19 protein-coding genes are annotated in these 19,646 nt (G+C 71.6%); 10 read left to right on the top strand and 9 right to left on the bottom strand.

Features of this window, described 5'->3' with window-relative positions; all coding sequences use genetic code 11:
- Positions 1 to 8: 8 nt before the first annotated feature.
- The 3 genes from B7R87_RS02230 to B7R87_RS02220 form a co-directional block, all read right to left on the bottom strand.
- On the bottom strand, positions 9 to 1,091 hold the full coding sequence (locus B7R87_RS02230; RefSeq protein WP_006350726.1) for a WD40/YVTN/BNR-like repeat-containing protein: 1,083 nt from the start codon (positions 1,089 to 1,091) through the stop codon (positions 9 to 11).
- A 218-nt stretch (positions 1,092 to 1,309) separates the two neighbouring features.
- Positions 1,310 to 2,698: an FAD-dependent oxidoreductase gene (locus B7R87_RS02225; protein ID WP_130585243.1), complete on the bottom strand. Its 1,389-nt coding sequence runs from the start codon at positions 2,696 to 2,698 to the stop codon at positions 1,310 to 1,312.
- Positions 2,699 to 2,806: 108 nt separating this feature from the next.
- Complete coding sequence (locus B7R87_RS02220) at positions 2,807 to 3,505, bottom strand: DUF305 domain-containing protein (protein ID WP_006350728.1); 699 nt, start codon at positions 3,503 to 3,505, stop codon at positions 2,807 to 2,809.
- A gap of 175 nt (positions 3,506 to 3,680) precedes the next feature.
- On the opposite strand from B7R87_RS02220, the gene B7R87_RS02215 reads away from it, so the two are divergent.
- The gene (locus B7R87_RS02215) at positions 3,681 to 5,210 is read left to right on the top strand and encodes an LVIVD repeat-containing protein (RefSeq protein ID WP_040916980.1); all 1,530 of its coding nucleotides are present in this window, start codon (positions 3,681 to 3,683) and stop codon (positions 5,208 to 5,210) included.
- Between the two features lie 70 nt (positions 5,211 to 5,280).
- Here B7R87_RS02215 and B7R87_RS02210 read toward each other — a convergent pair whose 3' ends face one another.
- The 4 genes from B7R87_RS02210 to B7R87_RS02195 form a co-directional block, all read right to left on the bottom strand.
- Entirely contained in the window at positions 5,281 to 5,901 is a 621-nt protein-coding gene (locus tag B7R87_RS02210) for a TetR/AcrR family transcriptional regulator (protein WP_006350730.1), read from the bottom strand.
- A 129-nt stretch (positions 5,902 to 6,030) separates the two neighbouring features.
- Positions 6,031 to 6,759 carry a phosphatase PAP2 family protein gene (locus B7R87_RS02205; RefSeq protein WP_006350731.1) on the bottom strand — a complete coding sequence of 243 codons (729 nt, stop codon included), beginning with the start codon at positions 6,757 to 6,759 and terminating at the stop codon, positions 6,031 to 6,033.
- Positions 6,760 to 6,931: 172 nt separating this feature from the next.
- The gene (locus B7R87_RS02200; protein ID WP_006350732.1) at positions 6,932 to 7,867 is read right to left on the bottom strand and encodes a M56 family metallopeptidase; all 936 of its coding nucleotides are present in this window, start codon (positions 7,865 to 7,867) and stop codon (positions 6,932 to 6,934) included.
- Positions 7,868 to 7,979: 112 nt separating this feature from the next.
- Positions 7,980 to 8,531 (bottom strand): DUF5134 domain-containing protein, encoded by a 552-nt coding sequence (locus B7R87_RS02195; protein ID WP_130585242.1) that lies wholly within the window; start codon positions 8,529 to 8,531, stop codon positions 7,980 to 7,982.
- A gap of 244 nt (positions 8,532 to 8,775) precedes the next feature.
- Here B7R87_RS02195 and B7R87_RS02190 point away from each other — a divergent pair, with 244 nt between their 5' ends.
- Positions 8,776 to 9,330, top strand: coding sequence for a GNAT family N-acetyltransferase (locus B7R87_RS02190; protein ID WP_006350734.1), 555 nt, complete (start codon positions 8,776 to 8,778; stop codon positions 9,328 to 9,330).
- Positions 9,331 to 9,386: 56 nt separating this feature from the next.
- On the opposite strand, the gene B7R87_RS02185 is transcribed toward B7R87_RS02190, so the two are convergent.
- On the bottom strand, positions 9,387 to 10,037 hold the full coding sequence (locus B7R87_RS02185; protein WP_040916981.1) for a glycerophosphodiester phosphodiesterase: 651 nt from the start codon (positions 10,035 to 10,037) through the stop codon (positions 9,387 to 9,389).
- 334 nt (positions 10,038 to 10,371) lie between these two features.
- Here B7R87_RS02185 and B7R87_RS02180 point away from each other — a divergent pair, with 334 nt between their 5' ends.
- From B7R87_RS02180 to B7R87_RS02160, 5 genes are all read left to right on the top strand, one after another.
- A complete protein-coding gene (locus B7R87_RS02180; RefSeq protein ID WP_040916982.1) occupies positions 10,372 to 11,787 on the top strand; it encodes a DUF6421 family protein in 1,416 nt (471 codons plus the stop codon).
- 26 nt (positions 11,788 to 11,813) lie between these two features.
- Positions 11,814 to 12,566, top strand: a complete 753-nt coding sequence (locus tag B7R87_RS02175) for an SDR family oxidoreductase (protein WP_130585263.1) — start codon at positions 11,814 to 11,816, stop codon at positions 12,564 to 12,566.
- Positions 12,545 to 13,633, top strand: coding sequence for a threonine aldolase family protein (locus B7R87_RS02170; protein WP_006350738.1), 1,089 nt, complete (start codon positions 12,545 to 12,547; stop codon positions 13,631 to 13,633). Before B7R87_RS02175 ends, B7R87_RS02170 begins: the two co-directional genes overlap by 22 nt.
- A gap of 79 nt (positions 13,634 to 13,712) precedes the next feature.
- Positions 13,713 to 14,291 (top strand): transglutaminase-like domain-containing protein, encoded by a 579-nt coding sequence (locus tag B7R87_RS02165; protein ID WP_006350739.1) that lies wholly within the window; start codon positions 13,713 to 13,715, stop codon positions 14,289 to 14,291.
- An 11-nt stretch (positions 14,292 to 14,302) separates the two neighbouring features.
- Positions 14,303 to 14,998: a B3/B4 domain-containing protein gene (locus B7R87_RS02160; RefSeq protein WP_006350740.1), complete on the top strand. Its 696-nt coding sequence runs from the start codon at positions 14,303 to 14,305 to the stop codon at positions 14,996 to 14,998.
- A 67-nt stretch (positions 14,999 to 15,065) separates the two neighbouring features.
- Here the strand turns inward: B7R87_RS02160 and B7R87_RS02155 are convergent, their stop codons facing one another.
- Positions 15,066 to 15,794, bottom strand: coding sequence for a lysophospholipid acyltransferase family protein (locus B7R87_RS02155; RefSeq protein WP_006350741.1), 729 nt, complete (start codon positions 15,792 to 15,794; stop codon positions 15,066 to 15,068).
- A gap of 479 nt (positions 15,795 to 16,273) precedes the next feature.
- On the opposite strand from B7R87_RS02155, the gene B7R87_RS02150 reads away from it, so the two are divergent.
- From B7R87_RS02150 to B7R87_RS02140, 3 genes are all read left to right on the top strand, one after another.
- Positions 16,274 to 17,062: an electron transfer flavoprotein subunit beta/FixA family protein gene (locus B7R87_RS02150; RefSeq protein ID WP_130585241.1), complete on the top strand. Its 789-nt coding sequence runs from the start codon at positions 16,274 to 16,276 to the stop codon at positions 17,060 to 17,062.
- Positions 17,063 to 17,115: 53 nt separating this feature from the next.
- Positions 17,116 to 18,081: an electron transfer flavoprotein subunit alpha/FixB family protein gene (locus tag B7R87_RS02145; RefSeq protein WP_130585240.1), complete on the top strand. Its 966-nt coding sequence runs from the start codon at positions 17,116 to 17,118 to the stop codon at positions 18,079 to 18,081.
- Positions 18,082 to 18,264: 183 nt separating this feature from the next.
- The gene (locus B7R87_RS02140) at positions 18,265 to 19,569 is read left to right on the top strand and encodes a DUF6986 family protein (protein WP_006350742.1); all 1,305 of its coding nucleotides are present in this window, start codon (positions 18,265 to 18,267) and stop codon (positions 19,567 to 19,569) included.
- The last annotated feature ends 77 nt before the right edge of the window (positions 19,570 to 19,646 follow it).

Below are 19,646 nucleotides of genomic sequence, written 5' to 3'. Positions count from 1 at the left end.
TCCGCCGCTCAGTCCACGGTCGCCGCCCTCACACAGAGCACGTCCGGCAGATGCGCGGCCACCTGCTGCCAGCTGTCGCCGTCGTCCGCGCTTGCGTACAGCTCGCCGTTGCGATTGCCGAAGTACACGCCCGCCGGGTCCGCGTCGTCCGTGCACAGGGCGTCGCGGAGCACCGTCCCGAAGTGGTCGCCCGACGGCAGTCCGGCCGTGAGGGGCTCCCAGTTCGCGCCCGCGTCGGGGGTACGGAAGACCCGGCAGCGGTGTCCGGCGGGCACCCGGTCGCCGTCCGCCGCGATCGGGAACACGTAGGCGGTGTCCGGGCGGTGCGGATGCGCGGCCACCGCGAACCCGAAGTCGGACGGCAGTCCGGCGCCGATGTCCGTCCACCGGGCGCCCGCGTCGTCGCTGCGGTAGACGCCCCAGTGGTTCTGGAGATAGAGCCGGTCGAGGTCGCCCGCGTCCTGGGCGATCTTGTGCACGCACTGTCCGAACTCCGGGTGCGGGTCGGGCAGGAAGACCGCCGAAACGCCGTCGTTGGACGGGGCCCAGCTCGCCCCGGCGTCCCGGGACCTGAACACCCCGGCAGCGGACACCGCGACCGTCACCGCCGCGGGATCCCGGCGGTCCGTCACCACCGTGTGCACCGCCTCCCCGCCGCCGCCGGGCTGCCACCGCGAGCGGGTCGGATGCTCCCAGAGAGGCCGGACGAGCGTGAAGGTCTCACCGCGGTCCTCCGAACGGAACAGGGCCGCCGGCTCCGCCCCCGCGTACACCACGTCCGGTTCGCCCGCCGCCGGATGGAGCTGCCACACCCGCTCCAGCGATGCCCCGGTGTCCCGGGGGAAGGCCACCGCGGGCCGGTCCGGTTCGGTCCAGGTGCCGCCCAGATCGTCCGAGTGGAAGACGGACGGGCCCCAGTGCGCGCTGTCGGCGCCCGCCAGCAGCCGGGGGACGGAGCCCCGGGTGTCGATCGCGACCGCGTACACCGCCCGGGCGGGCAGGAACGGTCCGGACAGCTCCCACCGCCCCTCCCGGCGGCGGCCGGTGAACAGCCCCTTGCGCGTCCCTACGGCGAGCAGCACTCCGGTCATGTCCTCGCACCTCCCGACGCCTTCGTCCTGGATACGGGCCAGTCTGCACCCAGCCACCGACAGCGGCCCGCGGAACCGCGTCCCCGCAGGCCGGAAGGGGTGCGCGGCGGTACGGGCGGGAGCCCCGCGCCGGGTGCGGGGAGGAACGGGCGCCTGGCCCCCGGTCGCGGCGGAGTCCGGCGCGGCGGTACGGTCGGGAGCCCCGCGCCCCCGCCCGGTCAGCTCGCCGCGTGCCCGGGGCGGCCCGCCCCGTCCGCCGCCGCCAGCAGTCCTTCCCAGTCGGGGATCTTCACCGACCGCCGCCCCAGCGAGGCGCCCAGGGCGGCCTCCGCCTCTTCGATGGCGAGCCACCCGGGCCACGGCACGGGGCGGTGACCGGCCGCCCGCAGCCGGGCCACCGGATCCTCCTCGGCCGGCTGCCGGGCGGCCAGGGCGGGGGCGTCGGCGAGCAGGGATTCCACGGTCTCGCGGGCGCACGGCCGATTGGTGCCGATGACGCCCGTCGGACCGCGTTTGATCCACCCCGCCACGTACTCGCCCGGCGACGGCAGCCCGTCGCGCAGCACCCGCCCTGCGGTGTGCGGGACCGTGCCCGCACGTTCGTCGAACGGCAGGCCGGGCAGCGGCTCGCCCCGGTAGCCCACGGCCCGCAGCACCAGCTGCGCCGGGACGTCCTCGTAGCGGTCCGTACCCCGGACTCCGCCCTCGCCGTCCGGGGCGGTCCGCTCGAACCGTACGGCGGCGACCCGGCCGCCCCGCTCCAGCAGCTCCACCGGGCGGAGGAAGAACCGCAACGCGATCCGCCGCCCCGCCTCCCGGGCCCCGTCCGCCGCCCAGCCGCGCAGTACCTCCAGATTCCGCCGCTGGACCACGGGGAGCGCGGCCGCCGCGGCCGGGGAGTTGTATACGGGATCCAGCGCCAGCTCCGCCGGGTCGACGACCGCCGCCGCCGACGGCAGCGCACCCAGCTCCCGCAGCTCCTTGGTGGTGAACCGGGCCTGGGACGGGCCGCGCCTGCCCACCATGTGCACCTCGCGCACGGTGCTGAGGGCGAGGGCGCCCAGCGCGCCCTGCGGCACATCGGTGGGGTGCAGTTCAGCGGCGCTCCGGGCGAGGATCCGGGCCACGTCGACGGCGACGTTGCCGACCCCGATCACGACGGCGCTGCGGGCGGTGAGCGCCGGGCCGGTGAAGTCACCGGCCGGGGCGTCGGGATGGGCGCTGTACCAGGAGACGAAGTCGGTCGCGGAGTAGCTGCCGGGCAGCTCCTCGCCCGGGATGCCGAGCCTGCGGTCCCGGGACGCGCCGACGCAGTACACGACGGCGTGGTACAGCTCCAGCAGCTCTGCGGGCGCCAGGCCCGGCGCCCCGGCCTCCACATTCCCGAGGAAGGTGATCCGCTCGTCGGTGAGCACGCCCCGGAGGTTGTGCTGCAGCGATTTGATCTTCTCGTGGTCGGGGGCGACCCCGTAGCGCACCAGTCCGTAGGGGCAGGGCAGCCGGTCCAGGACGTGTACCCGGATTCCGGGCACCCGGGTCTGCTGGACCAGCCCCTGCGCGGTGTAGACCCCGCTGGGGCCCGATCCGACGACGGCGATACGAAGCACGCGCGCGCTCCTTCCCGCAGGGGCTTCCAGCATGGCACCGCCGGACGTCCCCCGGGAGCCCCGGCGCCGGGGAGGCCGTGCCGCCCGGTGACCGCCCGGCCCCGCGGGTCACATCTTGCGCATCCTGCCGATCTCGGCCGACTGCTGCGAGATGACGTCGTTGGCCATCTCCTGGACCAGGGTGTTCCGGCCGTCCGAGAGGGCGTCGGCGGCCATGCTGACCGCACCGTCGTGATGGGTGATCATCAGCTTCAGGAAGAGCTGGTCGAAGGCCTTGCCCTTCGCCGCCCGCAACTGGGCCAACTGGGCATCGGTGGCCATTCCGGGCATGGTCGCCGGGTCGCCGTGGCCGTGACCGTGTCCGCCGCTGCCCTTCGGACGCTGGTCGGCGAATCGCTTCAGCCAGCCGTTCATCGCGTCGATCTCCGGCTTCTGCGCCGCCGAGATCCGGTCCGCCACGCCCTTGACCTGCTTGGACTCGGCCCGCTCCGGTACCAGGGCGGTCATCGTCAGGGCCTGGGCGTGGTGCACGACCATCATCTCGGCATAGGAGAAGTCGGCGGCGTTGGGGCTGTCGTCGGGCAGGGCCTTCGCGGCCTGTTCGGGCGAGAGGGTCTTCGCCGGTTCGCCCGGCTTGCCCGGTGCTACTACGGAACCGGTCGCCGTGCCCGAAGTGCCGGGCTTCTTGGCCGAGTCGGAGCCGCCGCCGTCCGATTCGCAGGCACTCAGGGCGAGTACGGCGGCCAGGACGGTCGCCGCGAGGAGAACGGGTCTGCGGCTGCCCGCGGCCGGACGGTGGGTGAACACGGGGACCTCCAGGGGTTCGGGGTGGTGCGGGGGGTCGTTCCGGAACAGTTCCCCGACCTAATGATCAAAAACTTTCATGACGTGTGTGTTTCCATCTATTGAAATGCGCATGCTAGGCACAATACTTCCGTGGTGTCTGAACCGTTCGAAGCGAACGGAGACGAGGGAGGACGCAGTGACCCTGTTGCACACCACACGAGTGCGGCGCAGACGTCTGGGCGTGGCGGCGGCCGCGGCCGGGCTGATGGCGGCCCTGCTGACGGCGGCACCCGCCGCCGCCACACCCGACCCCGGGGACGCCCCCGTTCAGAAGGAGGCCACCAACAGCCAGGAGGCCGCGGTCCGTTCCGCCATCCAGAGCGGTGACATACCCGGCGTGGACGAGATAGTCCGCAGCTCCAACGTCGAGCATCTGGCGAACATCCCCAAGGACACCCTCAAGGGTACGAACTCGGACATCGCGTTCCAGGGGAAGTACGCCTACGCCGGTAACTACGACGGGTTCCGGATCTTCGACATATCCAATCCGAGGTCCCCGAAGACCGTCGCGCAGGTGCTCTGCCCGGGCAGCCAGAACGACATCTCCGTCTCCGGGAACCTGCTCGTCCTGTCCACCGACTCCTCCCGCAGCGACAACTCGTGCAACAGCACGTCGCAGTCGCAGACGGTCAAGGACTCGTGGGAGGGCATCAAGGTCTTCGACATCAGCGACAAGCGCAACCCGAAGTACGTCGCCGCCGTCGAGACCGCCTGTGGTTCGCACACCAACACCCTGGTGCCGGACGGCCGCAACCTCTACGTGTACGTCTCCTCGTACTCGCCGAACGCGGCCTTCCCCGACTGCCAGCCGCCGCACGACGGCATCTCCGTCATCAAGGTGCCCTACAAGGCGCCCCAGCAGGCGAAGCTCGTCGGCTTCCCGGTGCTCTTCCCCGGTGAGGGCCCGGACGGCGGCGGCAACCCCGGTGGTCCGACCAACCCGGGCGTCTCCAAGACGACCGGCTGCCACGACATCACCGTGCTCCCGTCGAAGGACCTCGCGGCCGGCGCCTGCATGGGCGACGGCATCATCTTCTCCATCAAGAACCCGGAGAAGCCGAAGGTCATCGACCGCGTGCAGGACAACGTGAACTTCGCGTTCTGGCACTCGGCCACCTTCAACCAGGACACCGACAAGGTCGTCTTCACGGACGAGCTGGGCGGCGGCGGCTCGGCCACCTGCAACGCGGAGATCGGTCCCAACCGCGGTGCGAACGGCATCTACGACCTCGTCGGCAAGGGAGACAAGCGCAAGCTCGTCTTCCGCAGCTACTACAAGATCCCGCGCCACCAGGCCATCAACGAGAACTGCGTCGCCCACAACGGGTCGATCATCCCGGTCAAGGGCCGCGACATCATGGTCCAGTCCTGGTACCAGGGCGGTGTCTCCTTCTGGGACTTCACCGACTCGTCGAAGCCGAAGGAGATCGGCTACTTCGAGCGCGGGCCGCTCTCGGCCACCGACTTCATCGGCGGGGGGACCTGGTCGGCGTACTACTACAACGGCTACGTCTACTCCAACGACATGGTCAAGGGCCTGGACGTCCTGAAGATCAACGACAGGCGTACGGACCCGGCGAAGAAGATCAGGCTGGACGAGCTCAACGTCCAGACCCAGCCGGACTACTTCGACGACGACGACGATGACGACCACGACGACGACTGAGTCGTCTGAATCCTGACGGTTGAACTCCGGTGACCACCGGGGCCCGTAGCCGCGGGCCCCGGTGACCGGGTCAGGGGGTGTCCCGCCGGGGCTGCCGAGCATCCGGCGGGACACCGAGCTCCCACTCCAGCCCGTACCGCTGGAACAGCTCGGACCGCAGCAGCTCGGGCGCCATCGGCGCGCCCGGCAGCACGATCGCGAAGACCGCGCCCATCAACTGGGCCCGCAGCAGCCGGTAGTCGACCCCGACCGCCGTCGAGCCGTACCGCTCCACGGCACCGCTCAGCAGCGCCGCGAGCCGCTGCTGCTCGGGGCACTGGACGAATCCCTCCGCCTGCAGCACCCCCGACATATGCGCCCGCATCAGTACGGGATGGTGTACGGCCAGCCCGATGACGGCGTCGATGGCCCGCGCCAGCAGCTCCCGGCCGTCCTCCGTACGCGGTTCGCGCAGCAGCGCCGCCTCCAGCGTCCGGTGCATCAGCCGGTGCACCGCCGACTGCAGCAACTGGCGCTTCCCGGGGAAGTAGTACGAGACCAGGCCCCGCGCCGAACCGGCCCGGTCCGCGATGTCCGCCAGCGTCGTGGTCTCGTAACCCCGTTCACCGACCAGATCGACCGTGGCCTCCAGCAGTCTCTCGCGCGAGCGCCGGCGGAGCTCTTCATTGACCGACGCGCTCCGCGGGCTCATGCTGGACTCCTGCGTTGACTGGCTCTCGGCCAATATACTCAGCGCAGCCCGCCGGACGGCCGTGAGGCCACCGCCGGAGGGGGCCGGACCGGGCGACGCGGGGGATCGCCCGGCCCGGTCGCCGCACCGTCAGCCCGCGGGTCCCGCCCCGCCGCCGACGGCATTCGACGAGCCGGGGGTACGGCTCCGGACGCGCTCCTCGACCCAGGGGTAGGCCGCCACGGCGAGCAGCGCCCAGCCGGTCCCCATCAGCCAGCCCGCGAGGACGTCGGTGGGCCAGTGCACCCCGAGATAGAGACGGGTCAGTCCGACTCCGACGACCGAGACCGCCGCGGCGGTCACCGCGGCCGCCCAGGCCCGGCCCCGGAGGCCGTGCCGCCGCAGCAGCCACAGCAGCAGAACGCAGACCACGGCCGCGACCATGGCGTGCCCGGACGGGAACGCGGCGAAGTGCGCCGAATCGACCGGGTCGGGCCACTGCGGCCGCTTCCGTCCGACGCCGGCCTTCAGCGACTGCTGGATCGCCCAGGCGAGGAGCACGGCCGCCGTCGTGTAGACGCTCAGCAGCCGTTCGCGGCGGAACCAGAGCCAGAGCACGGCCGCGGCGATCAGCAGCCGCATCGTCCAGGGGTCCCAGACCCAGTCCGTCAGGATCCGGTTGACCTGGACCAGATCGGGTTCTCGTACCGCCCGGCGGTGCAGGGCGCGGGCCACCGACCGGTCGAAGGAGAGCAGGGGCGACCAGGCGGCGGCGACCAGCCACAGCAGTACGGCCGAGAGAACGGCGAGAACGAGACCCGTGCGGCCCGCCGCGCGCTCACCGGGCCCGGCGGGTGGCCGGGCAGGTCCGGGAGGCACGGAGGTACCGGAGGAGCCGGACGGGCCTGGGGGTGCTGATCCGGGGAAAGGCATGGGGACGATCTTCCCCGCCGGATGCCGCCACAGCCATCCCGGGGCCCGGATTCCGGCCGCCGGGCGTGGTGCCCGCTGCCCCTCCGGGCCCGGTGTCCGCTCCCGCGGGGGACCGGTTTCAGCCGAGGGCCCGCAGCGCGGGGACGAACGCGACCAGGACGGGGACCACCGGCACCAGGGCCGCGGCGGCCGTCAGCTTCAGCCGGTGCACCGGAGCGAGCCGGGGGGCCGCCGCCAGCAGCCGGTTCACCCGCTGGGGGAGCTGGTCGTGGTGCGGGGGACAGGGCCCGAACACCCCGCGCTCCTCGTTGAGTTCGACCAGGGCCAGCGCGATCGTCAGCCTGCCGAACCGCTTGGAGGCCATATCGTCGGCCGACAGCTCCACCAGCCGGTGCATCTCGTCGCGGAACGCCGCGAAGACCGGGATCTGGGGGAATCCGGCGGCCAGTGCCCCGGAGACGTGCAGCAGCCAGTCGTGCCGGGCCCGGGCATGGCCCTGCTCGTGCGCCAGCACGGCATCGAGCTGACGGCCCTTCAGTCGGCGCAACGCGGCCGTGGTGATGACCAGTTGGGGTGCCGATCCGGGCAGCCACCAGGCGTCGGGGCGCTCGCCCTCCAGCACCACGAGCCGCTCGCCCTGGGTCTCCTCGCCGGGCATCAGCGGAGCCCGTACCAGCAGGTCCCGGCGGCGGCGACGGCGCTGCGCCCGGGCGGTGCGGATCTCCCGGGTCAGCATCGCGGCCGACCAGAGGCCGCCGCAGGCCAGGAGCACCGCGAGCCCGGCCGCCCACGGCCCGCCGACCCCGAGGGCATAGGCCTCGACCACGGCCTGCGGCGCGGGGGCGAAGACATGTCCCCTGACGAGCTGCCAGGCGGCGGCCGCGCTGAAGGTCATCGACAGCGCGAACGACAGCAGCACCGCGGCGACCACGCACTGCCAGACCCAGAGGGCGACGATCGGTTCGCGTTCCGACCAGTGGGCCCGCGCCACCAGCCTGGGCGCCAGAACAGCGGCCAGCGCGCCGAGCAACAGCAGCACGAGGGAGACCAGCATGGCCCAACCCTATCCAGGGCCCGGCACCGGCGGGACGGCCCCGGACGGCAAGAGTGACGCACGCCACGGTTTCTCCGCCGCTCCTTCCCGTGGGCCATGCTGATCACAGGGCTCACAGGGCGATCAGCATGGCCAGCATTCCGAGGCCCATGACCAGGCGGCACGCCGGAACCAGTTCCGGTACCGGCCCGTCCGCCGGCCCGGGGCCCGGGCCGGCGGACGGGGCGAGCCGGGCGCCGGAGCGGAGCACGTACACCGCGTAATAGACGAGCAGGACACCGGTCAGCAGAGGGATGCCGGACGGGGACGGAGTGCCGTGTCCGGAGTGGCCCGCGGCGGGCGGGACCGCCATCAGGACCGCCATGTAGACCATCGCCAGCGAGCCCACGGCGTGGTGGAGGTGGTGGCCGCCGTACCGGACCGCCGCCAGCGTCGGCAGTGCCGCCCCGCCGAAGACCGCGGCACCGGCCGCCCAGGTCCAGCCCGGGGGGTCCAGAGCTGCGGCGGGCACCGCCATGGCCGCCATCCCGAACCCCATCAGGGCCTCGCCGCCCGCCGCCCGGCGGGCACCGCCGGAGCAGGAGCGCATCCGGGCCAGGCAGTACGCGCCGGTCACCGCCGACAGGGCGGCGAGCAGCCAGCCGGACACCGCCGGTCCGTGCACGGGGCACCTCCCCTGGGGACGGCCGCGGGGCCTCGGCGGCCACCGCCGCCTGGTCGGGTCTCGCCGCTCTGGCCGGTCTGGCCGGTCTCGCCGGTCTTGCGGGGAGGATGCCCGGCCGCCGTGGCGCACACCCGAGCGCACGGGAGTGCGCGGGGAGCGCGGCCCCGGGCGCTGCGCGTACGCTGACGCGGACCTGCCGCTGTGACCGGCCATCTTCAGCACGTGAGACGGGAGAGACCACTCCATGAGCACCGCACCACCCCGCCCCTCCGGTGACCTGACCTACCGCGACGCCGCCGATGCCGATGTTCCCGCCCTGGTCGGACTGGTCCAGTCCGCCTACCGCGGCGACGGGGACGAACGCGGCTGGACCACCGAGTCCCATCTCATCGGCGGCCGGCGGATCGACGAGAGCGGTATCCGGGAGGTGATGACGGCCGAGAACAGCAGGCTGATCGTCGTCACGGGCGACGACGGCGGCGTCATCGCCTGCTTCCAGCTCGAACGGCGTGCCGACCGGGCCTACTTCGGTCTGTTCGCGGTCCGCCCGGGACTCCAGGGCAACGGCCTGGGCCGCCGGGTGATCACCGAGGCCGAGCAGCTGGCGGTCCAGGCCTGGGGCGCGACCGCGATGGAGATGACGGTGATCTCCGTACGCGAGGACCTGATCGCCTGGTACGAGCGCCGGGGCTACCGGCGTACGGGCAGCCTCTCGCCGTTCCCGTACGGCAGTGAGCGCCACGGTACGCCGAAGCGCGACGATCTGGTCTTCGAGCAGCTGGTCAAGGAACTGGGCTGACGGAACCGCCGGGCGGGAGCCGTCCCGCCCGGCCGCGCCCCGTCCGCACGCCGGCGCTACGCCGTGAACCTTCCGGTGCGCCGGATCTCGGGGAAGTCGGTCGTGACGCCGTCGAGTTCCAGCGCACGGGCCAGCCTGAGCTGGGTCTGGGTGTTCACCACCCAGCCCAGCACCCGCAGCCCCTCGGCGTGCGCCCGCTCGGTGGTCTCCAGGGTGAGCCGCCGGATGTTCAGGGCCAGCCAGTCCGCCCCGACCGCCTTCGCCCGGTCCACGACGTCTCCGCCCCAGCGGCTCGCGATCAGCACCGTCCGTACCCCGGGCACCAGGGCCGCGATCTCCGCGACCGCGTCGTCGTGGAAGGAGGAGACCGTGACCCGCCGGACCAGATCGCGGCGGAGCAGCACATCGGCGAGGGCGCGGGCCGCCGCGATGTCCTTGATCTCGGCCTGGAGCGGGCAGCGCACCGCGTCCACCACCTCGTCGAAGACCGGCACCCGCTCACCGCCGCCCGCGTCCAGCTCCCGCAGCTCGGCGAGGGTCTTCTCGGCCACCGGCCCGGTGCCGTCGGTCGTACGGTCCACGTCCTCGTCGTGCATGACGACGAGCGCGCCGTCCTTGCTCAGATGGAGGTCCAGCTCGACGGCGTCCATTCCGGACCGTTCCGCCCGGATGAAGGAGCGCAGGGTGTTCTCCGGCGCCACGCCCATGACTCCGCGATGACCGATGGTGAGGAACGACAAGATTCTCTCCGCTTCCGTCGACGGCGGCTCCCGCGCAACTGCCCCACGGGCAGCGGCGGCCCGGCAGGGCGCAGCCTAATGGTCCGTACCCCGGAGGGGACCGTCCGTGCACGCATCAGTCACTCGTACCCCTCCTGTGGGTGTTCAGGCCGACGGAAGTCGGCGTTCATCCGGTCACAGGCCGTAAACCTTCCTGCGGTCATGAAATCGTGCAGGATAATTTCCATAGGGGTCACTTGTCTCAAAGAAGGTGGCCTGGATACGGTGTCTTGACGCGAGGTTCTCCTGTGGAGGAAGTGACATGACGGAAATTCTTGTGCAGGACGCTGCCGAAGCGACCGGATCCACCGCAGGGCGGGTGATCGACCACCCCGCCTGGCCGCGGCTCAAGAGCGCCGTCGAGGAGATCCGCCCCTGGCAGTCGAAGGACGGTTCCATCGACTTCGACGCCGAAGGCGCCCCCGCCCGGGCCGGTGCCGAGGCCGCCGTCGGACGGATCGCCGATGCCGTCGCGGAGCTCGCCCCGCTGCTGCCGCACGACGCCGCCTACCACGGCGCGCTCGTCGCGGACCTCCGCAAGTGGGCCGACGAGGCCTTCGGCGTCCCGGACTTCCTCGACTCCCTGCTGGCCTTCCAGCCCGCCGCGCACCGCGCCGACGGCCTCCAGCACCTCGTGGTCTTCCCCATGTACACCCAGAACGGCAACCCGGACCGCAATCTGGAGGCCGTCGTCCTGCGCATGGTGTGGCCCGAGTGGCTCGCCGAGCTGGAGCGCACCCGCTACGACAACCCGCTGTTCTGCGGTATCACCTTCGAGGACTTCACCGCGGGGTACGACACCAACTCCGCCGTCCTCTTCCCCGAGACCATCGCCGTCCGCGAGGCCCCCGAGCGCTTCACCTGGGGCGGGATCTTCTGCGACCGGGAAGCCGCCCGCTTCCGCGCCGTGACCACCGAAGCCGTCTCCGTGCTCGGCCTCGACCTGCCCGACGACATCCGGGCCATGGTCGAGGACCAGGAGCGCTGCCAGGAGGCCTTCGTCCTGTGGGACATGGTCCACGACCGCACCCACAGCCACGGCGATCTGCCGTTCGACCCCTTCATGATCAAACAGCGCCAGCCGTTCTGGATGTACGGCCTGGAGGAGCTCCGCTGCGACCTCACCGCCTTCAAGGAGGCCGTGCGGCTGGAGGCCGACGGCTTCCCGCAGGGCCGTGACGTCCAGTTCGCCGTCCTCTTCGACCGGATGTTCCGCTTCCCCGTCACCGGCGAGCGCGTCCGCAACTACGACGGACTGGGCGGCCAGCTCCTCTTCGCCTACCTCCACCAGCACGATGTGCTCCGCTGGACCGACAACACCCTGAAGATCGACTGGGAGCGGGCCCCGCAGATCACCAACCAGCTCTGCGCCGAGATCGAGAAGCTCTACCGCGACGGCATCGACCGCCCCAAGCTGGTCCACTGGTTCGCCGCGTACGAACTGGTCTCCACCTACCTCGCCCCCCACCCCGGCTCCCGCTGGGCCAAGGGCCCCGACGCCCTCGACCTGTCCCAGCCGCCGCGTAAGCTCGTCGACGACGTGCTTCCGGACGAGTTTCCGCTCAGCATGTTCTATGAGGCGCTGTCCAAGAAGCTCAAGCGCGTGATCGCCACCACCAAGGGGATCACTGCGAACGGCCCGGTGGCCGACGGCACCGCGTCCGGGGCAGCCGCGTGACCATCCGTACCAAGGAGGCGACCGAGATGAAGAACTCCAACGGCCCGCTGGAAGGGGCCGTCGTCGCGGTCGCCGGCGCGGCGGGCCCCGCCGGGCGCGCCACCCTGCTCCGCCTCGCGGAGGCGGGCGCCACCGTCGTCGGAGCCGACGCCGACCCCGAGCGCCTCGCCGCCGCCGTCGACGCCGCCCGCTATGCCCACGGCGGCGCCACCGTCACCGGCGACACGGTCGACCTGCTCGACCTCGACGCCACCCGCGAATGGGCCGACAAGACCGAGAAGGAGTTCGGCCGGATCGACGGCCTGGTGCACCTCGTCGGCGGCTGGCGCGGCAGCGCCTCCTTCGCCGAGACCAAGCTCTCCGACTGGGACCTGCTGGAGAGGCTGCTGATCCGCACCGTCCAGCACACCTCCCTCGCCTTCCACGACGGACTGCTCCGCAGCGACCGCGGCCGCTATCTGCTGATCAGCGCCGCCGGAGCGAGCGCCCCCACCGCGGGCAACGCCGCCTACGCGTCCTCCAAGGCCGCGGCCGAGGCCTGGACCCTCGCGCTGGCCGACGCCTTCCGCAAGGCGGGGGGCGAGGACGACCCCAAGGCGGCGGCTGCGATCCTGGTGGTGAAGGCTCTGGTGCACGACGCCATGCGCGCCGAGCGCCCGAATGCGAAGTTCGCGGGCTTCACGGACGTCTCGGAACTGGCCGACGCCATCGCCGGGGTCTGGGAGCGGCCCGCCGGTGAAGTGAATGGACAGCGCCTGTGGCTGACGCCCCGCCCGTGAAGACCCACCCGACGGCCGCCCGGCGCCATCACGACCCCGCGGTACGGGGCTTCGCCAGCGACAACTACGCGGGCGTCCACCCCGAGGTGCTCGCCGCCGTCGCCCTCGCCAACGGAGGCCACCAGGTCTCCTACGGCGAGGACGACTACACCGACCACCTCCAGCGCATCATGCACAGCCACTTCGGCCCCACCGCCGAAGCCTTCCCGGTCTTCAACGGCACCGGCGCCAACGTCACGGCCCTCCAGGCCATGACCGACCGCTGGGGCGCGGTGATCTGCGCCGAGAGCGCCCATATCAACGTCGACGAGGGCGGCGCGCCCGAGCGCATGGGCGGACTGAAGCTGCTGACCGTACCGACCCCGGACGGCAAGCTCACCCCCGAGCTGATCGACCGGCAGGCCTGGGGCTGGGAGGACGAGCACCGGGCGATGCCCCAGGTCGTGTCCATCACCCAGAACACCGAACTGGGCACGGTCTACACCCCCGGCGAGATCCGCGAGATCGTCGAACACGCCCACGAGCGGGGGATGAAGGTCCACCTCGACGGCGCCCGCATATCCAACGCGGCCGCTTCGCTCGACGTCCCCATGCGGACCTTCACCAACGCCGTCGGCGTCGACGTGGTCACCTTCGGCGGCACCAAGAACGGCATGATGTTCGGTGAGGCGGTCATCGTCCTCGACCCGGGCGCCGTCAGCCATATGAAGCACATACGCAAGATGTCCATGCAGCTCGCGTCGAAGATGCGCTTCGTCTCGGTCCAGCTGGAGGCACTGCTCGCCCGCGACCTGTGGCTGCGGAACGCCCGGCACTCCAACGCCATGGCCCGGCGGCTCGCCGACGGGGTCCGGCAGGTCGACGGCGTGGAGATCCTCTACCCCGTACAGGCCAACGCCGTCTTCGCCCGGCTCCCGCACGAGGTGACCGTCCGGCTCCAGAGCCGCTTCCGGTTCTACTTCTGGGACGAGGCCGCGGGCGACGTCCGCTGGATGTGCTCCTTCGACACCACCGAAGAGGACGTCGACGCCTTCGTCCAGGCGCTGAAGGAAGAGATGGCCCGCTAGCGGACCAGGAATCCTGCATGAATATGCGGCCGACCGGAAATCCATTGACCCGGTCGGCCGCTCTTCCTATCGTCGAGGCATGGAACTCATCCAGCAGACGGACGACATCACCGCCTATCTGGCCGCCGACGACACCATCGACCACGGCCACCCGCTGGTCCGGGAGACCGCCGCGCGTCTGCGGCGCGACGCCCCCGACGCCCACGCCTACGCCCGGGCTGCCTTCGAATTCGTCCGCGACACCGTGACGCACTCCATCGACGTCGACGACCCCCGGGTCACCCGGCGCGCCTCCGAGGTCCTGGAGCAGCGCACCGGCATCTGCTACGCCAAGGCGCACGCCCTGACCGCCCTGCTGCGGGCCGAGTCGATCCCCGCCGCCCTCTGCTACCAGAACCTCGGCGTTCTGCACGGACTGGTGGCGCTGAAGCTGCCGGGGCGCGAAAGCTGGTCCCGGATCGACCCCCGGGGCAACAAGCCCGGCGTCGATGCGCAGTTCTCCCTCGACGAGGAACGGCTGGCCTTCCCCGTCGATCCGGAGTCCAACGAAGAGGACTATCCGATGCTATATGCTGCACCGCATCCGGCGGTGCTCGCCGTGCTCAGGTCGGCACCCGACCGGGAAACCCTCTGCAAGACGCTCCCCACCGCACTGTGACGAGGAACCGCATGGCGCTCACGCTCACCGTCGCCGACGAGGTCACCGCCCTGGCCCCCGGCTTCACCCATCTCGCCGTCGAGGCGCACGGGCTGGTCAACGGCCCCAGCGACGACCACAGTTCCGCACTCCTCGACGATGCCGCGCGCCGCCTCGCCGGCCGTCTGGGCGGGTGCGCCCCGCACGAGGACCCGCATATGGCCGCCTGGCGCGAGGTCTACACCGCCTTCGGTGCCAAGCCGTCCCGGACCCGCAACTCCGCGGAGGCGCTCGCCAAACGCGCCCTCGCCGATGGGGGACTGCCCCGGATCAACCGTCTTGTCGATGTGTACAACGCGATCAGCGTCGCCCATCTGATCCCCGTCGGCGGGGAGGACCTCGACCGCATCAGCGGGGGCATGCGCCTGGTGCGCGCCACGGGCGACGAACCCTTCACGACCGTCGCGGCGGGCGCGGAGACCGTCGAGCATCCGGAGCCCGGGGAAGTCGTGTGGTGCGACGGTGAGGGCGTCACCTGCCGTCGCTGGAATTGGCGGCAGGGGCCGCGCACCCGCCTCACGGAGGAGTCGGTGAACGCACTCTTCCTGCTGGAGTCGCTCGCGCCGATGACCGATGGCGAACTGCGGGCCGCGGGTGCCGAACTCGCGGAATCCCTGGAGAAGGTGAGCCCCGGCGCCCGGATCACGGTCCGCGAACCGGGCCGCTGACCTCCGCTGCGTACCCGGGACCGGAGACTTCCCCGCCGGTCCCGGTACGGATACTCGGGGGCGCGGCTCAGCGCGCCTCGCGCACCTGCACCTCGGCCGGGGTCGGCGCGGTGCCCCCGAGATGGGCCGGCACCCACCAGGTGTCCGCAGCGTCCTTCGGTCGTACGGGATAGGCCCGCTGCGCCGATTCGAGCAGCTCCTGCACCCGGTCCCGCAGCCGCCTGGTGATCGCCCCCGCGTACTGGTCCGTGGGGGCCTCCACCGGCTCGCCCACCCTGATGGTGACGGGGATGTGGCTGCGCTTCAGATTGCGCGGACGCCCCTTCGTCCAGAGCCGCTGCGTCCCCCACAGCGCCACCGGGATCAGCGGAACCCCGGCCTCCTGGGCGAGACGCGCGGCGCCGGACTTGAACGACTTCAGCGCGAACGACTGGGAGATCGTGGCCTCGGGGAACACCCCGACGATCTCACCGGCGCGCAGGGCGTCGAGAGCGTGGCTGTACGCGTCCTCGCCCTTGGCCCGGTCGACGGGGATGTGCTTCATCCCGCGCATCAGGGGCCCGCCGATCCGGTGCCGGAAGACCGACTCCTTCGCCATAAAGCGGACCAGCCGCTTCTGGGGGAGCGCCGCCAGGCCCGCGAAGATGAAGTCCAGGTAGCCGATGTGGTTGCTCACCAGCACGGCCCCGCCCGTCTTCGGGATGTTCTGCGCCCCCTGGATGTCGATCTTCAGGTCCAGGGCTTTGAACAGGACGCAGGCGGCGCCGACGATCGGCCGGTAGACGAGCTCAGCCATCCGGAGAGGACCCTTCTGTCGTGCCCGGGGAGGGGTCTCCGGGTGGAAGTTACGCAGCCGTAGGTTTTAGGGCGCTGGGGCAGATCGTGCCCCATACGGGGCGGTCTGGCCAGTCCCGGCGTGTCCGCCCTGCGAGATTCTCATCACGCCCGGGTGGTCGGTCCATTGACTCATACCGGTATTTCCCGGCACGCGGTGGGCCGCCCCGGTGCGTGCGCGGCTGTCGCGCGACAGCAGGGAGGTGAGGGAGTGCCTCCGCCGGGCCGGGGAAGGCGTTGGAAAGGTCACAGTGCCAAGCGCTTGCTCAGGGGTAGGGTGAGGAGCGTACTGGTGAGTAATATCTGGTCCGGAGCGTCGCTCGCCGAGGGCCGGAAAACCCCGCCTCCGGGCACTTATGCTGCCTGGCAGAACGAACCACCCCCCGGCGCGGCGCGCACGGGGACGCCACGGAAATGGCCACTGCAAGGAGGAGAGCCGGCGTGAGCTTGAGGATCGTTGTCTGTGTGAAGTACGTGCCCGATGCCAGTGGCGATCGTGGGTTCGCGGATGATCTGACGGTGGATCGTGAGGGTGTGGACGGTCTGTTGTCGGAGCTGGACGAGTATGCGGTGGAGCAGGCGCTGCGGATCTCGGAGGCGGCTGACGGGGATGCGTCGGTGACGGTGCTGACGGTGGGTCCGGAGGATGCGCGGGAGGCGGTGCGCAAGGCGCTGTCGATGGGTGCGGACGCGGGGATCCATGTCGAGGACGATGATCTGCACGGTTCGGATGTGATGGGGACGTCGCTGGTGGTGGCGTCGGCGGTGGAGCGGGCCGGGTTCGATCTGGTGGTGTGCGGGATGGCGTCGACGGACGGGGTGATGGGGGTGCTCCCGGCGCTGCTGGCGGAGCGGCTGGGGGTGGCGCAGCTGAGTCTGCTGTCGGAGGTGTCGGTGGCCGGTGGTGTGGTGTCGGGGCGGCGTGATGGGGATGTGGCGTCGGAGGTGGTGGAGGCGGAGCTGCCGGCGGTGGTGTCGGTGACCGACCAGTCCGGTGAGGCGCGTTACCCCTCCTTCAAGGGGATCATGGCGGCGAAGAAGAAGAAGGTGGAGTCCTGGGATCTGGAGGAGCTGGAGCTGGACGCGGAGCTGGTGGGTGCGGCGGGGGCATGGACCGCGGTGGACGGGGTGGAGGCGCGGGCTGCGCGCAGTGCGGGGACCGTGGTGAAGGACGAGGGTGAGGGAGGCCGTGGGGTGGCGGAGTTCCTGGCGTCCCGCAAATTCGTCTGACCCGTCCCTCTCTTCTTGTCTCTCCCGTTTTCTCTTCTTCTGGAGTGTGTGTCATGGCGGATGTTCTGGTTGTTGTCGATCATGTGGAGGGGTCGGTTCGCAAGCCGACGCTGGAGCTGCTGACGGTGGCGCGGCGGCTGGGCACGCCGGTCGCGGTAGCGCTGGGCGCGGGCGCCGGGCAGACGGCCGAAGTACTGGCCGGGCACGGCGCTTCCCGGATTCTCGTATCCGAGGCGTCGGAGTTCGCGGATTTCCTGGTGGTGCCGAAGGTGGATGCGGTACAGCGGGCCGTGGAGCTGGTGGATCCGGTGGCGGTGCTGTTCGTGTCGTCGGGGGAGAACAAGGAGATCGCCGCCCGCCTCGCGCTGCGGCTGGAGTCGGGTGTGATCACGGACGCGGTGGACGTGGAGGCGGGTGAGGACGGTCGTCCGGTGGCGGTGCAGTCGGCGTTCGCCGCCTCGTACACCACCCGCTCCCGGGTCACCCGCGGCATCCCCGTCATCACGGTCAAGCCGAACAGCGCCCCCGTGGAGCCCGTGGAGGGTGCGGGGGCGGTGGAGGAGCTGGCGGTGGACTTCGCGGCCGGTGTGCGGGGTGCGCGGGTGGTGTCGCGGTCGGCGCGGGAGTCGACGGGGCGTCCGGAGCTGACGGAGGCCGCGATCGTGGTCTCCGGTGGCCGGGGGCTGGGTTCGGGCGAGAACTTCGCACTGATCGAGGCGCTCGCGGATGCGCTGGGCGGTGCGGTGGGCGCGTCGCGGGCTGCGGTGGACGCGGGCTGGTACCCGCACGCCCACCAGGTCGGGCAGACGGGTAAGAGTGTGTCGCCGCAGCTGTACATCGCTTCGGGTATCTCGGGCGCCATTCAGCACCGGGCGGGGATGCAGACGTCGAAGACGATCGTGGCGATCAACAAGGACGCCGAGGCCCCGATCTTCGACCTCGTCGACTACGGCGTCGTCGGCGACCTCCACACCGTCGTCCCCCAACTCACCGAAGAAGTGGCCGCCCGCAAGGGCTGAGCCCTCCCGCCGCCCCCGGCGGCGCGGGCCGTGCCGCCGGCCGGAGCCGCACGACGGATTCCCGTGGTGCGGCTCCGGCCGTTTCCGGACGCCGCTCCCACCATTGACGGAGATCACGACCCCCGACTAGCTTCGCCATGCGGATTATCAATTCCGTTCGGCGGAAATGGGAGGCGTGCAGCGATGGGTCAGCAGAAGCGGTTGCCAACCACTCTCGACGCGGAGGCCCGTGCGACCGTCGGTTCCTTCCTCGCGCCGGTGGACGCCGAACTCGCCCGCCGCTACCCCGGCGATCCCGGCACCCGGCAGCCCGTGCACACCGTCTACGTACCCGCCGAGTCCTTCACCGCCGACACCGTCCGGGCCTGGGGCGACGCGGCCCTGGCGGCCCTCGACGAACACGCCCCGGACGCGGGCTCCTTCGCCTCCGTCATCGGTCTGCCGGAGGCGCTCGCCGGGCCGGTGTACGAGCGGGTGCGGGCCAAGCTGGAGCGGGAGCCGGTCGAGGACCTGCGCATCGACTTCGAGGACGGCTACGGCGGCCGTACGGACTCCGAGGAGGACCGGCACGCCGCCCGTGCGGCGCGGCTCGTCGCCGACACCTGCGGGAACGCCGGCAGCCCTCCGTACACCGGGATCCGGATGAAGTGCATGGAGGCCGCCGTACGCGAACGGGGCATCCGTACCCTCGACGTCTTCCTCACCGGACTCGTCGAACGCGGCGGGCTGCCCGACGGCCTGGTACTGACTCTCCCCAAGGTGACCTACGCCGAACAGGTCGCCGCGATGGCCCGGTTGCTCACCGCGTTCGAGGAGGCCCACGGGCTCGACGCGGGCCGGATCGGCTTCGAGATCCAGGTAGAGACCAGCCAGGCGATCCTCGCCGCCGACGGAACCGCGACCGTCGCCCGGATGATCGGCGCCGCCGAAGGGCGCGCCACCGGACTGCACTACGGCACCTTCGACTACAGCGCCTGCCTCGGAGTCGGCGCGGCGCACCAGTCGAGCGACCACCCGGCCGCCGACCACGCCAAGGCCGTGATGCAGGTGGCCGCCGCGGGGACCGGGGTACGGGTGTCGGACGGCTCCACCAATGTGCTCCCCGTCGGGCCCGCCGCACAGGTCCACGAAGCCTGGCGACTCCACTACGGCCTCACCCGCCGGGCCCTGGCCCGCGCCTACTACCAGGGCTGGGACATGCACCCCGGGCAACTGCCCACCCGCTACGCCGCCGTGTTCGCCTTCTACCGGGAGGGCCTGGACAAGGCCGCCGCCCGGCTGGCCGCGTACGCGAACCGGACCGCGGGCGACGTGATGGACGAGCCCGCCACGGCGAGGGCCCTGAGCGGCTATCTCCTCCGCGGTCTGGACTGCGGCGCCCTCGACCCGGCCGAGGTCGCCGGGCTCACCGGACTGACCCGCACCGACCTGGAATCCTTCGGCCCGCCGCGCGGAGCGGCCCCCACGGGGGCCGGTCCGGGCGCATAGGCACAGGCCCTCACTGCACGGACATACGGGGCGCCCGCGGCCGGAGACCGGCCGCGGGCGCTTCGTGCTGTTGGAGC

It is taken from the genome of Streptomyces tsukubensis (assembly GCF_003932715.1).
In the GTDB taxonomy this organism is placed as follows: domain Bacteria; phylum Actinomycetota; class Actinomycetes; order Streptomycetales; family Streptomycetaceae; genus Streptomyces; species Streptomyces tsukubensis.
This window is presented reverse-complemented; position numbering and strand designations above follow the sequence as displayed.

Coding starts and splice junctions, on each gene's coding strand:
- B7R87_RS02230 (WP_006350726.1), bottom strand. CDS start 1,091: ATGACCGGAGTGCTGCTCGCCGTAGGGACGCGCAAGGGGCTGTTCACC.
- B7R87_RS02210 (WP_006350730.1), bottom strand. CDS start 5,901: ATGAGCCCGCGGAGCGCGTCGGTCAATGAAGAGCTCCGCCGGCGCTCG.
- B7R87_RS02200 (WP_006350732.1), bottom strand. CDS start 7,867: ATGCTGGTCTCCCTCGTGCTGCTGTTGCTCGGCGCGCTGGCCGCTGTT.
- B7R87_RS02190 (WP_006350734.1), top strand. CDS start 8,776: ATGAGCACCGCACCACCCCGCCCCTCCGGTGACCTGACCTACCGCGAC.
- B7R87_RS02185 (WP_040916981.1), bottom strand. CDS start 10,037: ATGGGCGTGGCGCCGGAGAACACCCTGCGCTCCTTCATCCGGGCGGAA.
- B7R87_RS02180 (WP_040916982.1), top strand. CDS start 10,372: ATGACGGAAATTCTTGTGCAGGACGCTGCCGAAGCGACCGGATCCACC.
- B7R87_RS02175 (WP_130585263.1), top strand. CDS start 11,814: ATGAAGAACTCCAACGGCCCGCTGGAAGGGGCCGTCGTCGCGGTCGCC.
- B7R87_RS02165 (WP_006350739.1), top strand. CDS start 13,713: ATGGAACTCATCCAGCAGACGGACGACATCACCGCCTATCTGGCCGCC.
- B7R87_RS02160 (WP_006350740.1), top strand. CDS start 14,303: ATGGCGCTCACGCTCACCGTCGCCGACGAGGTCACCGCCCTGGCCCCC.
- B7R87_RS02155 (WP_006350741.1), bottom strand. CDS start 15,794: ATGGCTGAGCTCGTCTACCGGCCGATCGTCGGCGCCGCCTGCGTCCTG.
- B7R87_RS02145 (WP_130585240.1), top strand. CDS start 17,116: ATGGCGGATGTTCTGGTTGTTGTCGATCATGTGGAGGGGTCGGTTCGC.
- B7R87_RS02140 (WP_006350742.1), top strand. CDS start 18,265: ATGGGTCAGCAGAAGCGGTTGCCAACCACTCTCGACGCGGAGGCCCGT.